The following is a 13,824-nucleotide window of genomic DNA, read 5'->3' as shown; positions in this document are numbered from 1 at the left end:
CCGCATGTCATTATTGGAGTTTTTCCGTCCGCAAAAGAAGACATCCGCAAACCTTGCCAAAGAACGTTTGCAAATTATCGTCGCTGAGCGCCGCAGTGAAGGTGACCCAGCGCCATCTTACTTGCCACAACTTAAAGAAGACATTCTTAAAGTGATCAGTAAGTATGTAGCGATCGACCCATCCATGGTTGATCTGTCATTTGAACACAAAGATGACGACATTTCGGTACTGGAACTTAACGTTAAGTTACCTGAAGACGAAAAGTAACCGAACCGAATAATCCAAAGCCGATGCCATTGCATCGGCTTTTTTGTATCTGCTGTTCACTCACTCGTTAGATAAAAAAAGCCCCAGTCTTTCGACTGGGGCTTTGCTTTTCCCGATTAGGTTTCGTGCTAGCAAAAACCTATCTCATAACTCAATCTTAATTAAGCTTTAGCTTTTGCTTTCTTAGCTGGAGCTTGGTCTGCTTTCTTCTTGATTACAGTAGTGCCTTCGAAAGTTTCACCTTCAACGTATGGCTTACCGTGGTAAGAAGCTAGTAGAACATCTTTAAGCTCAGTGATTAGAGGGTAACGTGGGTTCGCACCAGTACATTGGTCATCGAACGCTTCAACCGCTAGCTCATCTAGTTTCGCTACGAAGTCTGCTTCAGAAACACCTGCAGCTTGGATAGAAGCTGGGATGTCTAGGTCTTGCTTAAGCTCTTCCAACCATGCTAGTAGACGCTCAATCTTCTGTGCAGTGCGGTCACCAGCTTGGCTTAGGCCTAGGTGGTCAGCAACTTCAGCGTAACGACGACGTGCTTGTGGACGGTCGTATTGAGAGAATGCAGTTTGCTTAGTTGGGTTATCGTTCGCGTTGTAACGTACAACGTTAGAGATAAGTAGTGCGTTCGCTAGACCGTGAGGTAGGTGGAACTCAGCACCTAGTTTGTGAGCCATTGAGTGACAAACACCTAGGAATGCGTTAGCAAATGCTACACCAGCGATAGTTGCTGCGTTGTGTACTTTCTCACGAGCGATTGGGTCGTTAGCACCGTTCGCGTAGCTTGATGGTAGGTACTCTTTAAGCATCTTAAGTGCTTGTAGAGCTTGACCATCAGAGTATTCGTTAGCAAGAACAGATACGTAAGCTTCTAGAGCGTGAGTTACTGCATCGTAACCACCGAATGCTGTTAGAGACTTAGGCATGTTCATTACTAGGTTAGCATCAACGATAGCCATGTTTGGCGTGATTTCGTAGTCAGCTAGTGGGTACTTAGCACCAGTCTTGTCGTCTGTAACAACAGCGAATGGAGTAACTTCTGAACCAGTACCTGAAGTTGTAGTGATACATACAAGCTCAGCTTTCTTACCCATTTTAGGGAACTTGTAGATACGCTTACGGATGTCCATGAAGCGCATTGCTAGTTCAGCGAAGTGCGTTTCTGGGTGCTCGTACATAACCCACATGATCTTAGCAGCATCCATTGGTGAACCACCACCTAGCGCTAGGATTACGTCTGGTTGGAAGCTCTTCATTGCTTCAGCGCCTTTCTCTACTACAGATAGAGTTGGATCTGCTTCTACGTCGAAGAATACTTGAACTTCAATACCTTGAGCTTTAAGAAGTTGTACTACGTCATCTGCGTAACCGTTGTTGAATAGGAAACGGTCAGTTACTAGGAATGCGCGTTTCTTACCTTCTAGGTCGCCAAGAGCGATTGGAAGGCTACCACGACGGAAGTAGATAGACTTAGGTAGTTTGTGCCACAACATGTTTTCAGCTCGCTTCGCTACAGTTTTCTTGTTGATTAGGTGCTTAGGACCTACGTTCTCAGAGATAGAGTTACCACCCCATGAACCACAACCTAGAGTTAGAGAAGGTGCAACGTTGAAGTTGTACAGGTCACCGATACCACCGTGAGTAGTAGGGATGTTGATTAGGATACGTGCAGTTTTAAGCTTGTCACCGAAGTAACGGATGCGGTCTGCATTCACGTCTTGGTTAGTGTATAGACCAGATGTGTGGCCGATACCGCCAATCTCTACCATTGTTACTGCTTGAGCAACTGCGTCTTCGAAGTTGTCAGCACGGAACAGACCTAGAGTTGGAGATAGTTTCTCGTGAGCGAACTCATCATCGTAAGAAACTTTACCAAGACCTTCACCTACAAGAACTTTAGTATCAGCAGGAACTTTAACACCCGCTAGTTCAGCGATAGCTGGAGCTGGTTGACCAACGATTTTCGCGTTTAGTGCGCCGTCGATAAGAAGAACTTTACGTACTTTATCAGCGTCAGCTTTAGATAGAACGTGAGCTTTGTGAGATGCGAAACGCTCTTTCACTTCGTCGTACACTTCGTCAACAACGATTGCAGCTTGCTCAGAAGCACATACTACGCCGTTATCGAAAGTCTTAGACATAAGGATAGAAGCTACTGCACGTTTGATGTCAGCTGTTTCGTCGATAACTACAGGAACGTTACCTGCACCTACACCGATTGCTGGCTTACCAGAAGAGTAAGCTGCTTTAACCATGCCTGGACCACCAGTAGCAAGGATAAGAGCGATACCGTCGTGCTTCATAAGAGCGTTAGAAAGCTCTACAGATGGTTGGTCGATCCAACCGATGATGTCTTTTGGAGCACCTGCTGCTACTGCTGCATCTAGAACAAGTTTAGCTGCGTCGTTAGTAGAGTTTTTCGCACGTGGGTGTGGCGAGAAGATGATGCCGTTACGAGTCTTCAGAGAGATAAGAGATTTGAAGATCGCTGTAGAAGTTGGGTTAGTTGTTGGAACGATACCACAGATAATACCTACAGGTTCTGCGATAGTCATCGTGCCTAGGTTCTCGTCTTCTTCAAGAACACCACAAGTTTTCTCATCTTTGTATTTGTTGTAAATGAACTCAGATGCGAAGTGGTTTTTGATTACCTTATCTTCAACAATACCCATTCCAGACTCAGCAACCGCTTGTTGTGCTAGCGGGATACGAGCGTGGTTAGCTGCTAGAGATGCTGCGCGGAAGATTGCGTCTACTTTCTCTTGAGAGAACGTAGCGAATTCTTCTTGAGCCGCTTTAACGCGAGCTACTAGAGCATCTAGTTCAGCTAAATTAGTTACAGGCATAGGGATTCTCCTAAAATTAACAATATTAAAAACTTTTTATTAAGTTCATTGCTTGTGTACTTATCACGTTCTTTAGTGATTTAACTAACAACACGCTTAGTAAATTGCTTTCAGGGCTGAGTATAATATTTCAGAGTATGAAAAAAGTTGACCCAGATCAGTTCTCAAAAATTAATTACCACCTTAGAGGTAAACACTAGCTAAAAACAACAGTAACTAGCTGATTTTCAAAAATATAACCCTGAAAAAACCAGTGTTCAAAAAAAGAGCATACAAACAAAAAAAACTAAAAAACTTTCAACAGACTGTAAAAAAGTTTCATTTTTCAACAAAAACCACTCTTGTTCGCATGATTTTACGTGCTACTGAGAGTATATCTGAATCGCATTTTCTCTCTATAACCACTCATATTATTTGTTTAAAATGTGCGATTGTTAACATTTGTGAAAATCAACTTGGTGTAGCCCCCCTGTGGTTAGTAACAATTTGCTTCCACCATGATTACAATTTCATCAATAATAAGATTTTCTCACCAATAACGGCCTTTATACGTTAGTTTTTTTCATTCGTTCAGCTCGAAGTTTTGCCTTACATTAGGCGCGAATTCATACCTACAATTACTTTTCACCCTGTAAATATGTGAGTCGTCATTATGCAAACTTTTGAGCTTGCTATTTTCCTGCAGTTTTTCCTAGGTTTAGTGGCTGCAGTAAACCCAATCGGCATCATGCCGGTGTTTGTTTCTCTAACGGGTCATATGACCTTAGAAGAAAAACACAAGACTGCGGTAACCGCCAATGTTGCTGTTGCCATCATTTTGGTTGTCTCGTTATTAGCAGGTCAGTTACTGCTTGATATGTTCAGCATCTCGCTTGATTCGTTTCGAGTTGCAGGCGGTCTATTGCTATTGAGCATCGCGTTTTCGATGATGAGCGGTAAATTAGGTGAAGATAAGCAGAACAAACAAGAGAAGTCTGAATACGTTAGCCGTGAACAAATCGGTGTAGTGCCGCTTGCGATGCCGCTAATGGCAGGCCCTGGTGCAATCAGTTCGACCATCGTTTACGGTTCTCGCTACCCAACTATGTTCGATACTGCGGGTATCATGGTAACGATTATCGTATTTTGTTTGTGTACTTGGTTGTTGTTCCGATCAGCGCCTTTGATCGTGCGCTTTCTCGGCCAAACAGGCATTAACGTGATCACTCGTATCATGGGCCTGATTCTTGGTGCACTTGGTATCGAATTTATTGCCAACGGCTTACGCGCCCTATTCCCTGGTTTGGCGTAATCTCTGATAATATAGGGCTAATGTTGATCAACTTAGCCCTAACATGTCTAGACAACCTTTAAAACATCACCTCTACGTCATTATTTTTGGTACTCACACCTCTGGCGGTCGTGCGTTCGATATTAGCCTTATCGTTGCGATACTCGCTTCACTGGTCGTCTTGGTTTTGGAGTCGTTGCCTTCGGTCAGTCAAGTATGGGCACAGCAACTTCGCTATTTCGAATATGGCTTTACCGCTATTTTCACCTTAGAGTACCTATTACGTCTGTATTGCTCGCCCAAACCAAAATCTTATGCCACCAGCTTTTATGGCGTGATTGATCTATTGGCCATTTTGCCAACCTACTTGGCGTTTTTCTTCCCTTCAGTCGCCTTTATGGGTGTGATTCGACTGCTGCGCGTAATGCGGATCTTCCGTGTATTGAAGCTCGTGCGTTATTTGCAAGATTCCAACATTTTGCTGCGCTCACTTTTGATGGCAAAACGTAAGATCTTCATCTTCTTTAATACCGTTGCCATTTTAGTGACTATCTTTGGTGCGCTAATCTATGTGATTGAAGGGCCAGAAAATGGCTTCACCAGCATTCCTCAGAGTATCTACTGGGCAATTGTGACCATTACTACCGTTGGGTATGGCGACCTTGTTCCACAAACAGTATTAGGTAAAGCGGTCGCTTCATTAACGATGCTGCTGGGTTATTCTATTTTGGCTGTTCCTACCGGTATCATCACGGCTGAGCTCAACCAAGAGATGAAATCACACCGTGAGTTAGTGAAATGCCCGAACTGTTCAAAAGCCGGTCACGAGTCGGATGCGATGCACTGTAAATATTGCGGCAGTGAATTAGCAGAGCCCGATCAACGAATAGTAAGAGCGGATGAAAAGGATGAATAGCCAAACTCGCTATCCGTACTGAAAAGAAACAAATAGAAAACAAGGGTGCCAATTGGCACCCTTGTTTGTCATCACGCTGAGACGCAAATTACTTACAGCCATCAATGATGGTAACAAGCTTGTAATCATCGTCCGCCTGCATTGGCGCAACGTATTGTACGTAGCATTCCGTAGCCATAATCTTGCTATTAAAGTCACTGCCTGTGTAATCTTTTAGGTAACTTGAATGGGTAGCGATCCAGTAATCAGGGTCATTAACATTCCCGTTATTGTGTGCAGCCCACACCCACTCTTTGGTCAAATCATGGTAGCCGCCATCGAAGTTCATAAACTCCACCAGACCTTGCTTGTTTACTGCTGGATAACCATATTGAAGCGAACCATAACCATCAATGGTATAAGAAGGCTCATCTTGCTTACCTTCAATAACCGCTTTGTCATGAGCCAATTCAATTGCATCATGCACAGCCCCTGATAGCCCCTCTAATGTCGCGACGTTAGCCTCTTTGCTCATACTGATGAATCTTGGCATGGCAACCACAGCCAAGATCCCTAAGATCACAATCACGACGATTAGCTCGATTAAGGTAAAGCCACTACTTTTTGCTTTCATTGTTTTTCCCCGAGTTACAAACGGGGTCACGGTAAAGGGGAAAAGTCAGTTATCTGTCAGCGGTTTATAAAAAAAGCGCCAAAAAGGCGCTTTGTATTGATGTACTGAATTGATTCGTTTAAGACTGTTTTTCCGCCAGAATAATACGCAATGTACGACGAAGCGGTTCAGCAGCGCCCCATAGCAATTGGTCACCGACAGTGAATGCGTTAAGGAAGTCATCCCCCATCGCCATCTTACGTAGGCGACCTACTGGAATTGAAAGAGTGCCCGTTACTTTTGCAGGTGTCAGTTCTTGCGCAGTGATATCGCGATCGTTCGGAATCACTTTTACCCAATCGTTATGAGTCGCGATAATTTCTTCGATCTCATCCATAGGTACATTCTGTTTTAACTTAATGGTTAGCGCTTGAGAGTGGCTACGCATCGCACCGATACGGACACAAGTGCCATCAATTGGTACTGGCGCATCTTGGAAACCAAGAATCTTGTTTGCTTCAACGCCCGCTTTCCATTCTTCTTTGCTCTGACCATTTTCACGTTTCACATCAATCCAAGGGATAAGTGAACCCGCTAGAGGCACACCAAACTTATCGGTAGGGAAAGACGAAGCGCGCATGGTATCTGCCACTTTTTTATCGATATCTAGAATAGAGCTTGCTGGGTTAGCCAGCTCAGAGCTGACTGAATCGTTAATCACACCCATCTGTGAGATAAGCTCACGCATGTTTTGAGCGCCCGCACCCGATGCCGCTTGATACGTCATTGCACTAGTCCACTCAACTAGGCCTTTTTCAAACAGACCACCTAGCCCCATCAGCATTAGGCTCACGGTACAGTTACCACCAACAAAGGTGTTTGTGCCTGCGTGAATACCCTGTTGAATTTGGCTTAGGTTGACTGGATCTAGCGTGATGATCGAATCTTTTTCCATACGTAGAGTAGAAGCGGCATCAATCCAGTAACCTTTCCAACCTGCTTGACGCAGCGCAGGGTACACCTTCTCTGTGTAACCGCCGCCTTGACACGTTACAACTGCATCTAGTTGCTTCAAGCTTTCGATATCAAACGCATCTTGAAGAAGACCAGACTCTTTATTACCAAATACAGGTGCAGGAATACCAATTTGTGACGTGCTGTAAAATACCGGTTCGATTAGGTCGAAATCTTTCTCTTCAACCATGCGCTGCATTAGGACAGAACCCACCATACCGCGCCAACCAACTAAACCTACTCTCATCTCTCATACTCTCCGTGTAAAAATTAAAACTCGTTTTCTCAATATTTCAATTTTCACAGCAAAATCTCAAGCGAAAAATCATGCTTTGCTACATCTTTTCATCGCTTTTATCCAAAATCGGCGAAAAAAATCCATTTTGAACAGAAAAAAGCCAGTTGTTATTTTAAAAACCAAAACAACCAATTTTAGAAAAGATAACAAAACATCAGTAACACATAAAAATCACGTTACAAAACATAAAAAACACATCACATTAACCAGTTGCGATATTTTTAACCACAAAACGAGCAATAAACTCGAATAAATCACAACAAAATGACATTTTCTCGAAATAAAAGACTAGCTAAGGTAAAGTGCGCTGCATACTCAAGAAGAGTTAATTCTCGTATCATTCGCTGTTAAGCAATTCTTTGCGCATAGTTATTGAAACTATTACCCATGCCGACTTCACTCCTAATGTCGTCAATCTTTATATGGGTCAAAGAGTTAGTACAAGCTCACTAACAGAGTTAGGTGGATGGTCGGTTTAAAGCAGATAAGAGGCTCGCTATGACGCAACTTACCCCACGTTTACCGAACATGATTCAAGTAGTCGTGTCCCTTGGTATCTTCCTACTGTTGGCTTTCTCGTTTACAGCCCAGCTGGATTTACCTATTCAACTTGCCCTGTACATTGGCTGGTTCATTATTATTGTGCTCGGCTTACGTTTAGGTCACCAATACAAAGCACTTGAAAAAGCAGCACTGAATGGCATTTCTAATGGCCTAGGTGCAGTACTTATCCTTCTAGCTGTCGGCGCACTCGTCGGTACTTGGATCTCTGGCGGTATTGTTCCAACCATCATTTACTATGGTCTAAAAGCAATTCATCCTTCTATCTTCCTTCTTGCTACCATGATCATTTGTTCTCTAACCGCACTAGCGACAGGTACATCTTGGGGTGCGGCAGGTACAGCAGGTATTGCAATGATGGGTATTGGTCAGGGCCTTGGCGTTCCTGCTCCTATTACCGCTGGTGCAATTCTTTCTGGTTGTTACTTTGGCGATAAAATGTCTCCATTGTCTGACTCAGTGATCCTTGCTTCTTCTATGTCTAACGTAGAAGTAATGGAACACATCAAAGGCATGCTGCCAATCGCACTGATCAGCTACATCATCACTGGTATTCTGTTTACCCTATTTGGCTTCCACTACGCGGGTAACGTTGATATGTCTCAGGTGCAAGGCGTTATCGAAGCGATGGATAACCAGTTCTACATCACACCGCTATCCTTTATTCCAGTAGTTATCGTACTAGCGCTGCTTGCGATGCGTATGCCTTCTTTCCCAGTAATCAGCTTTGGTTCTCTACTGGGTATCGTTTGGGCTGTGATGGTTCAAGATGTGGACTTCCTAACCGCGTTTAACACCGCGTGGGCACCATTTGCGATTTCTTCAGGCGTAGACTTTATTGACTCGATTCTTAACCGTGGCGGTATGTCTTCGATGCTGGGTTCGGTTGCAGTAATTGTGTTTGGTCTTGGTTTTGGTGGTCTACTAGACAAAGTGGGCGTACTTGAGACTATCGCTAAACTGTTTGAACGCCGCGTTAAAAGCGCAGGTTCTCTAGCGACTTCTACCATTGGTACTGCGTTTATGGGTAACGTATTCGGCTCTGCGATGTACGTTTCACTGATTCTAACGCCAAAAATCTGTGCTAAGAACTACGACCGTTTAGGTTACCAACGTAAAAACCTATCTCGTAACGCAGAGTTTGGTGGCACGCTAACATCAGGTATGGTGCCGTGGAGTGATAACGGTATCTACATGGCGAGCATTTTAGGCGTGGCAACCCTGTCTTACGCACCGTTCATGTGGTTGAGCTTTGTTTGTATCATCGTAACGATTATTAGCTCATACATGGGTTGGTTTGTTGATAAATGCGAGCCGACAGCAACCGCAAGTGAAGAGAGCGTTGAGCTAGAAAAGCAAACGGCTTAACTTCCTGAACTCGATAAGCAAAGAGCGCCTAGTTGGCGCTCTTTTTGTTTGTATGACAAGAGTCACTAAGCCGCTTGTTCTTCATCTAAGAACTGCTGCGCTTCTTGTAACGCTTTAGATAAAAGTACGTCTAAGTCATTTAATAATGCAGGTACTTGAGTAACATCTTGATTGATAGCGGTTTCTATTTTGCCTGCCGCTTCACGTAAGTTCATTGCACCAAGGTTACCCCCAACACCTTTTAAGCTATGCGCTTTTCGCATTGCCTCATCAGGTGAATCACTCAGCAGTCGACTGATGTCTGCAACATCATTGGCATGATCTTCAATAAACACTTCCAGTAGCATACACATTGATTCTCGATCGTCACCCAGTGAATCCAGCATCGAGTCGAAGTCAATTTCACTGCCGGAGCTGGCAACATTATCGTTAACTTCCGGTGGCTCAGCAGTCACGGGCTCTTCTACAGGTTCAGGCTGGGGTTCTTCAATAATAGAGACCATTGCACTTTGTCTTTGCTCTGAATCTTCTACAACATTCACTGACGACGCTATCTGAGGCTCAGCGGCATCATGGCTATCGCTTCGTCGCTGAGACGATTGCCACAATAGCACCATCGCTATCATCAAGCCGCCGCTAAACAAAGCACCGATCATTAGATGGGTTTGTAATAATTGATGGTACTGACGTTCGACACCGACCACTTCATCGTGCACGGTATGGTCAATCAGTTTACCTACTAAAAATGCGCCTTGCGCATAGCCACCCATCACTAAAGACGTTTTGGCTAACGCCGATTGAAGTCGTTGTTTATCCGTCTCCGGCAGTTTCACCGACTCCGCATAAAGGGCATCAAGATGACGATAGGCGGTTGAAGTCGAGCTTTGCGAAGAGAACATGGCCTCAAACACGTTGGCACTGAGTTGGTAATACAACAACGCCATTTGTGGCTGTTCAATGTAATAATCTCGGCTCGTTTGGATCTGGCCAATTAAATCAATCAGCGCCAACTCGTTAGCAACAAAAGCTTGGCTATGTTCGACGAATCGGTCTGTGGTAAACAATAACTGTTGGACATCTGGCTCAAACCAACTTTTGCCTTGCTGCTGCTCTAACTCGCCTTTTAGTTGGATGATTTTTTCCAACTCTGCTTTTTGCTCGGTCGCAAAGTGGATTCGATATGGCGCATCAAAAAAGAGCCGGCTACGCAGCGCATCAATCTTGCTATCTAACTGCTCGACCTTATCCATCATCACAGAAGTAGAACGATAGTTAGTGACGATAACCGTAATGCCGATCATCCATACCAGCACCAATACCCAGCCAAGTTTTAGTTGTAGTTTATCCATCATGTACTCGCGAATGCTTAAATTCCCTTAAATACAAGCATATATGCAAAAGCGAAACTGTACAGTTTATGATACTCAAATTGTTGCAAATCTAACTTTGCTTACCTCTAGATAAACGAAACCCCGCACTAGGCGGGGTTTCACTTATTTACTCATAACAAGGCGTCTTTAGCGATTACGGCTAAGTTGGTCTCGCAAGTTTGGTGGCGTGCCTTTAATGGTTAACGTATCGGTTTCTGGATCGTAGAAAATACGCTCGCCCAACAACATGCTATCAAAGCTCACATTCAAGCCACCACCAGCGCCTACGTATTTAGTCAGCTTACGCACTGTCGCTCGATCAGCAGGGAAGCTTTCTTCCAATTCGTAGCCGTGATCTTGGGTGTAATCTAAAAAGCTCGTACCGTCTTGAGAAGCTGGCAGCTCACCAGATAGCTCTTTCACGTACACTTCGTCGCCCGATTTGATTTGCTCGTTGCAGTAATCGGCAACTTGCTTCTTGTAGCTCAGTGCTTCTTCTTTCTCTAATTTAGAGTCAGAGCAAAAATCTTCTACCGCTTGCATCAACACTTGGTTTTGCTGCTTAGTATCAAGGCCGACTTCCGCTTGTAAGAAATCCAAGAAGAAATCAGCAACCTTACGACCTACGCGGCCTTTAATGTAAGTAAGATAGCGGTTTGATTCTTTGTCATTTTCGTAACTCGACAAGTCGATACGTGCGGCAATATCCATTTTAGACAGGTCAAGATAATCAGTTGCACTAATATCTAAGCCTTCTGTCACTTTAAGACTCTGATTTGATGGAATAATTGCGACAAACAGGTAATCTGTAGCTAGAGATTGATACTCAGCAAACACTAAAATGCCTTCATCGGCAAATGGGTATTTTGCTAGCTCGTCTTTCAGACGATTCGCGCTAATTTGAGAGAAATCGTAAAAATCTCTCTTTTGCTGGCGAAGTTCTTGCAACCAGACTTGAAAATCGCTGTCTGATTTAAATGAACCAAAGCCTTTACCGGCTTTAGAATTGAATACACGATGCAGTTCAGCGACTAAGCTTTCACTAGAACTGTCGTTTGCTAAAGACTCTGAACGGAAATTAACCGTAAGCTCTTCAGAATCATTTTTTTGCAGTTGGTGTAGGATAACGTTAGAAAGGTGCAAACTCATGATGAAATTTATCGTCGTTCTCTGTTTCAGTTGCACCGCATTGTAGGTTATCATAAGCCGCTTTACTATTGTTCATTAGAGTCTTTATGCCGATTACATCTAAATACAGCGACGAAAAATTTGAAAACATTCTAACTGAAGTCGCAGCTGTGCTCGAAAAACATGGCGCAGGTCCAGACCTAAGCCTAATGATTGCTGGCAACATCGCTACCAATGTTATTAATAAGAATGTTGGTACAGGCCAAAGAAAAGCAATTGCAGAGAAATTTGCACAAGCGCTTATGTCTTCAATTGAAGACAAAGCTCACTAATATATAAAGCGGAAACAAGAACAGTACATGGTAGATAACGGAAATTCATACGGAGAGCGTGTTTCACGCCTAGTGGGTTGGGGCCACTGGTTTGCCTTTTTCAATATCATTGCAGCCATGCTTATTGGTACTCGCTATATTACCCAGTCTCCATGGCCAGAAACCCTACTCGGCCAAGTTTACTTAGCCGCCTCATGGGTGGGTCACTTTGGCTTTCTCGTCTTTGCCTTATATCTACTGGTCCTGTTTCCGTTAACCTTTGTGGTGCCATCACGTAAGCTGTTTCGCTTACTTTCTGTCTGTTTGGTGACCATAGGTCTTACCCTACTCCTTATCGATACCCAAGCGTATCAAAGCATTAACCTTCACCTCACGCCTGTGGTATGGGAAGTGCTCTTTGCTGAAAAAAGCAGTGCCATCAGCGCTGATTTACAGCACTTATTTGTTGTTCTGCCACTCATCTTTTTGATCGAGCTTGCGCTCTCAGAGTGGGTTTGGCGTAAACAACGTAAACTATCGCATAAACACATTGGCCGCCCTATCGCTGCTGTGTTCTTCGTCTGCTTTATTTCAAGCCATATGATTTACGTTTGGGCGGATGCGTACTTTTACAATCCGATTACCTCTCAGCGTGCTAACTTCCCGCTCTCTTACCCTATGACCGCGAAGTCATTCATGGAGAAACATGGCCTGTTAGACAGAGAAGAGTACCTAAAACGTCAAGCCGCCAACTTAGGCGAGGCAGAATTAGTTCGCTACCCACTTGAAACCATCGAGTTTAGCCGTCGCGCTAATCCTCTGAATGTGTTGGTAGTGAGCGTTAATAACTTACGTTCTGATGCACTTAACGCATCATCAATGCCTAACGCTTTCCAATTCTCAATTGATAACCTGAGCTTTAACAACCACTTCAGCTCAAGTAACGATAGCACGGGTGTATTTGGTCTGTTTTATGGCTTGCCAAGCAGCTATGCAAGCAGCATCAAAGAGCAAGAATCTCTACCAATTATGGTAGAAACACTACTAGACCAAAATTACAGCTTTGGCTTGTTCAGTGGCGACAATTTCAGTGACTCGGTGTTTAGTGACATCGTGTTCAATGGCTTAAGCATTAATAATGTGGAGCTTACTGATACTCAGTCTGCTGACAATGCAGCGATCAATGCGTGGTCCAATTGGGTCGCCGCGAACGCTAGCCAACCTTGGTTTAGCTTTATCGAACTCACCACACTCGATAATTTTTCAGATTACGCTCACAGCTCTGGTAACAGTACAGAAGCATTAATCAGCAGCTACCAACAATCGGTTTCTAACGCCGATACTGAGCTTGCGCACCTATTCGACAAAATTGAACAACTCGGCATCAGCGATTCCACTGTAATTGTGATTACATCGAATCACGGTACTGAGTTTAACGAGACCAAAACCAACAGCTGGGGTGCAAACAGCAACTACAGCCGTTACCAACTGCAAGTCCCAATGGTTATGCATTGGCCGGGTAAAGTGGCTGCACAATACAACCACCGCACGAGCCATCTCGATTTCTCTGTGACATTGATGCAAGACCTCTTGGGCGTTTCATCAAACCCGACCGACTTCAGTAGTGGCCGAAACTTGTTTGATGAAAAATCTCGCAAATGGGTACTGGCCGGTGATTATCATGAGCTAGCACTGATCACCAACAAAAACACCACAGTGATCGATAAGTTCGGTAACTACAAGCTGTATGACAGCAATTATCAACGTCTACGTGATGAAAACCCTGCACTACCTGTATTGATGCAAGGCTTAACTGAATTACAACGCTTTTACACTAAAAGTAACTAAATCATCACCTTAACAGAGACCATTAATTGACCTG

11 protein-coding genes are annotated in these 13,824 nt (G+C 44.0%); 6 read left to right on the top strand and 5 right to left on the bottom strand.

All coding sequences use genetic code 11. The annotated features are described in order from the left end of the window. Positions 1-4 precede the first annotated feature (4 nt). Positions 5-268 carry a cell division topological specificity factor MinE gene (gene minE, locus OH461_RS01465; protein WP_270018874.1) on the top strand — a complete coding sequence of 88 codons (264 nt, stop codon included), beginning with the start codon at positions 5-7 and terminating at the stop codon, positions 266-268. A gap of 161 nt (positions 269-429) precedes the next feature. On the opposite strand, the gene adhE is transcribed toward minE, so the two are convergent. Next, entirely contained in the window at positions 430-3,114 is a 2,685-nt protein-coding gene (adhE, locus tag OH461_RS01460; protein WP_270018873.1) for a bifunctional acetaldehyde-CoA/alcohol dehydrogenase, read from the bottom strand. 652 nt (positions 3,115-3,766) lie between these two features. Here adhE and OH461_RS01455 point away from each other — a divergent pair. Next, positions 3,767-4,405 (top strand): YchE family NAAT transporter, encoded by a 639-nt coding sequence (locus tag OH461_RS01455; protein WP_270018872.1) that lies wholly within the window; start codon positions 3,767-3,769, stop codon positions 4,403-4,405. A 43-nt stretch (positions 4,406-4,448) separates the two neighbouring features. After that, positions 4,449-5,300, top strand: a complete 852-nt coding sequence (locus OH461_RS01450; RefSeq protein WP_270018871.1) for an ion transporter — start codon at positions 4,449-4,451, stop codon at positions 5,298-5,300. 88 nt (positions 5,301-5,388) lie between these two features. Here the strand turns inward: OH461_RS01450 and OH461_RS01445 are convergent, their stop codons facing one another. Together OH461_RS01445 and asd are read right to left on the bottom strand one after the other, a co-directional pair. Next, on the bottom strand, positions 5,389-5,913 hold the full coding sequence (locus OH461_RS01445; RefSeq protein WP_270018870.1) for a type II secretion system protein: 525 nt from the start codon (positions 5,911-5,913) through the stop codon (positions 5,389-5,391). Between the two features lie 118 nt (positions 5,914-6,031). Continuing rightward, positions 6,032-7,153 (bottom strand): aspartate-semialdehyde dehydrogenase, encoded by a 1,122-nt coding sequence (gene asd / locus OH461_RS01440; protein WP_270018869.1) that lies wholly within the window; start codon positions 7,151-7,153, stop codon positions 6,032-6,034. 549 nt (positions 7,154-7,702) lie between these two features. On the opposite strand from asd, the gene nhaC reads away from it, so the two are divergent. Then, positions 7,703-9,133, top strand: a complete 1,431-nt coding sequence (nhaC, locus tag OH461_RS01435; RefSeq protein WP_270018868.1) for a Na+/H+ antiporter NhaC — start codon at positions 7,703-7,705, stop codon at positions 9,131-9,133. 65 nt (positions 9,134-9,198) lie between these two features. Here nhaC and OH461_RS01430 read toward each other — a convergent pair whose 3' ends face one another. Next, the gene (locus OH461_RS01430; RefSeq protein WP_270018867.1) at positions 9,199-10,485 is read right to left on the bottom strand and encodes an Hpt domain-containing protein; all 1,287 of its coding nucleotides are present in this window, start codon (positions 10,483-10,485) and stop codon (positions 9,199-9,201) included. A 165-nt stretch (positions 10,486-10,650) separates the two neighbouring features. Beyond that, entirely contained in the window at positions 10,651-11,652 is a 1,002-nt protein-coding gene (yejK, locus tag OH461_RS01425) for a nucleoid-associated protein YejK (protein ID WP_270019833.1), read from the bottom strand. An 86-nt stretch (positions 11,653-11,738) separates the two neighbouring features. On the opposite strand from yejK, the gene OH461_RS01420 reads away from it, so the two are divergent. Then, positions 11,739-11,963: a YejL family protein gene (locus tag OH461_RS01420; protein WP_260258986.1), complete on the top strand. Its 225-nt coding sequence runs from the start codon at positions 11,739-11,741 to the stop codon at positions 11,961-11,963. Between the two features lie 27 nt (positions 11,964-11,990). Then, positions 11,991-13,790 (top strand): DUF3413 domain-containing protein, encoded by a 1,800-nt coding sequence (locus tag OH461_RS01415; protein ID WP_270018866.1) that lies wholly within the window; start codon positions 11,991-11,993, stop codon positions 13,788-13,790. Positions 13,791-13,824: the final 34 nt, after the last annotated feature.

It is taken from the genome of Vibrio sp. LaRot3 (assembly GCF_027587025.1).
Lineage (GTDB): Bacteria > Pseudomonadota > Gammaproteobacteria > Enterobacterales > Vibrionaceae > Vibrio.
The sequence above is the reverse complement of the archived record's forward strand: the minus strand, read 5'-3'. Positions and strand labels throughout refer to the sequence as shown.

Bases quoted from the DNA above. Each gene is read 5' to 3' on its own strand.
- OH461_RS01420 (WP_260258986.1), top strand. From the start codon at position 11,739: ATGCCGATTACATCTAAATACAGCGACGAAAAATTTGAAAACATTCTA.
- OH461_RS01455 (WP_270018872.1), top strand. From the start codon at position 3,767: ATGCAAACTTTTGAGCTTGCTATTTTCCTGCAGTTTTTCCTAGGTTTA.
- OH461_RS01430 (WP_270018867.1), bottom strand. From the start codon at position 10,485: ATGATGGATAAACTACAACTAAAACTTGGCTGGGTATTGGTGCTGGTA.
- yejK (WP_270019833.1), bottom strand. From the start codon at position 11,652: ATGAGTTTGCACCTTTCTAACGTTATCCTACACCAACTGCAAAAAAAT.
- OH461_RS01450 (WP_270018871.1), top strand. From the start codon at position 4,449: ATGTCTAGACAACCTTTAAAACATCACCTCTACGTCATTATTTTTGGT.
- OH461_RS01415 (WP_270018866.1), top strand. From the start codon at position 11,991: ATGGTAGATAACGGAAATTCATACGGAGAGCGTGTTTCACGCCTAGTG.
- asd (WP_270018869.1), bottom strand. From the start codon at position 7,153: ATGAGAGTAGGTTTAGTTGGTTGGCGCGGTATGGTGGGTTCTGTCCTA.
- minE (WP_270018874.1), top strand. From the start codon at position 5: ATGTCATTATTGGAGTTTTTCCGTCCGCAAAAGAAGACATCCGCAAAC.
- nhaC (WP_270018868.1), top strand. From the start codon at position 7,703: ATGACGCAACTTACCCCACGTTTACCGAACATGATTCAAGTAGTCGTG.
- OH461_RS01445 (WP_270018870.1), bottom strand. From the start codon at position 5,913: ATGAAAGCAAAAAGTAGTGGCTTTACCTTAATCGAGCTAATCGTCGTG.
- adhE (WP_270018873.1), bottom strand. From the start codon at position 3,114: ATGCCTGTAACTAATTTAGCTGAACTAGATGCTCTAGTAGCTCGCGTT.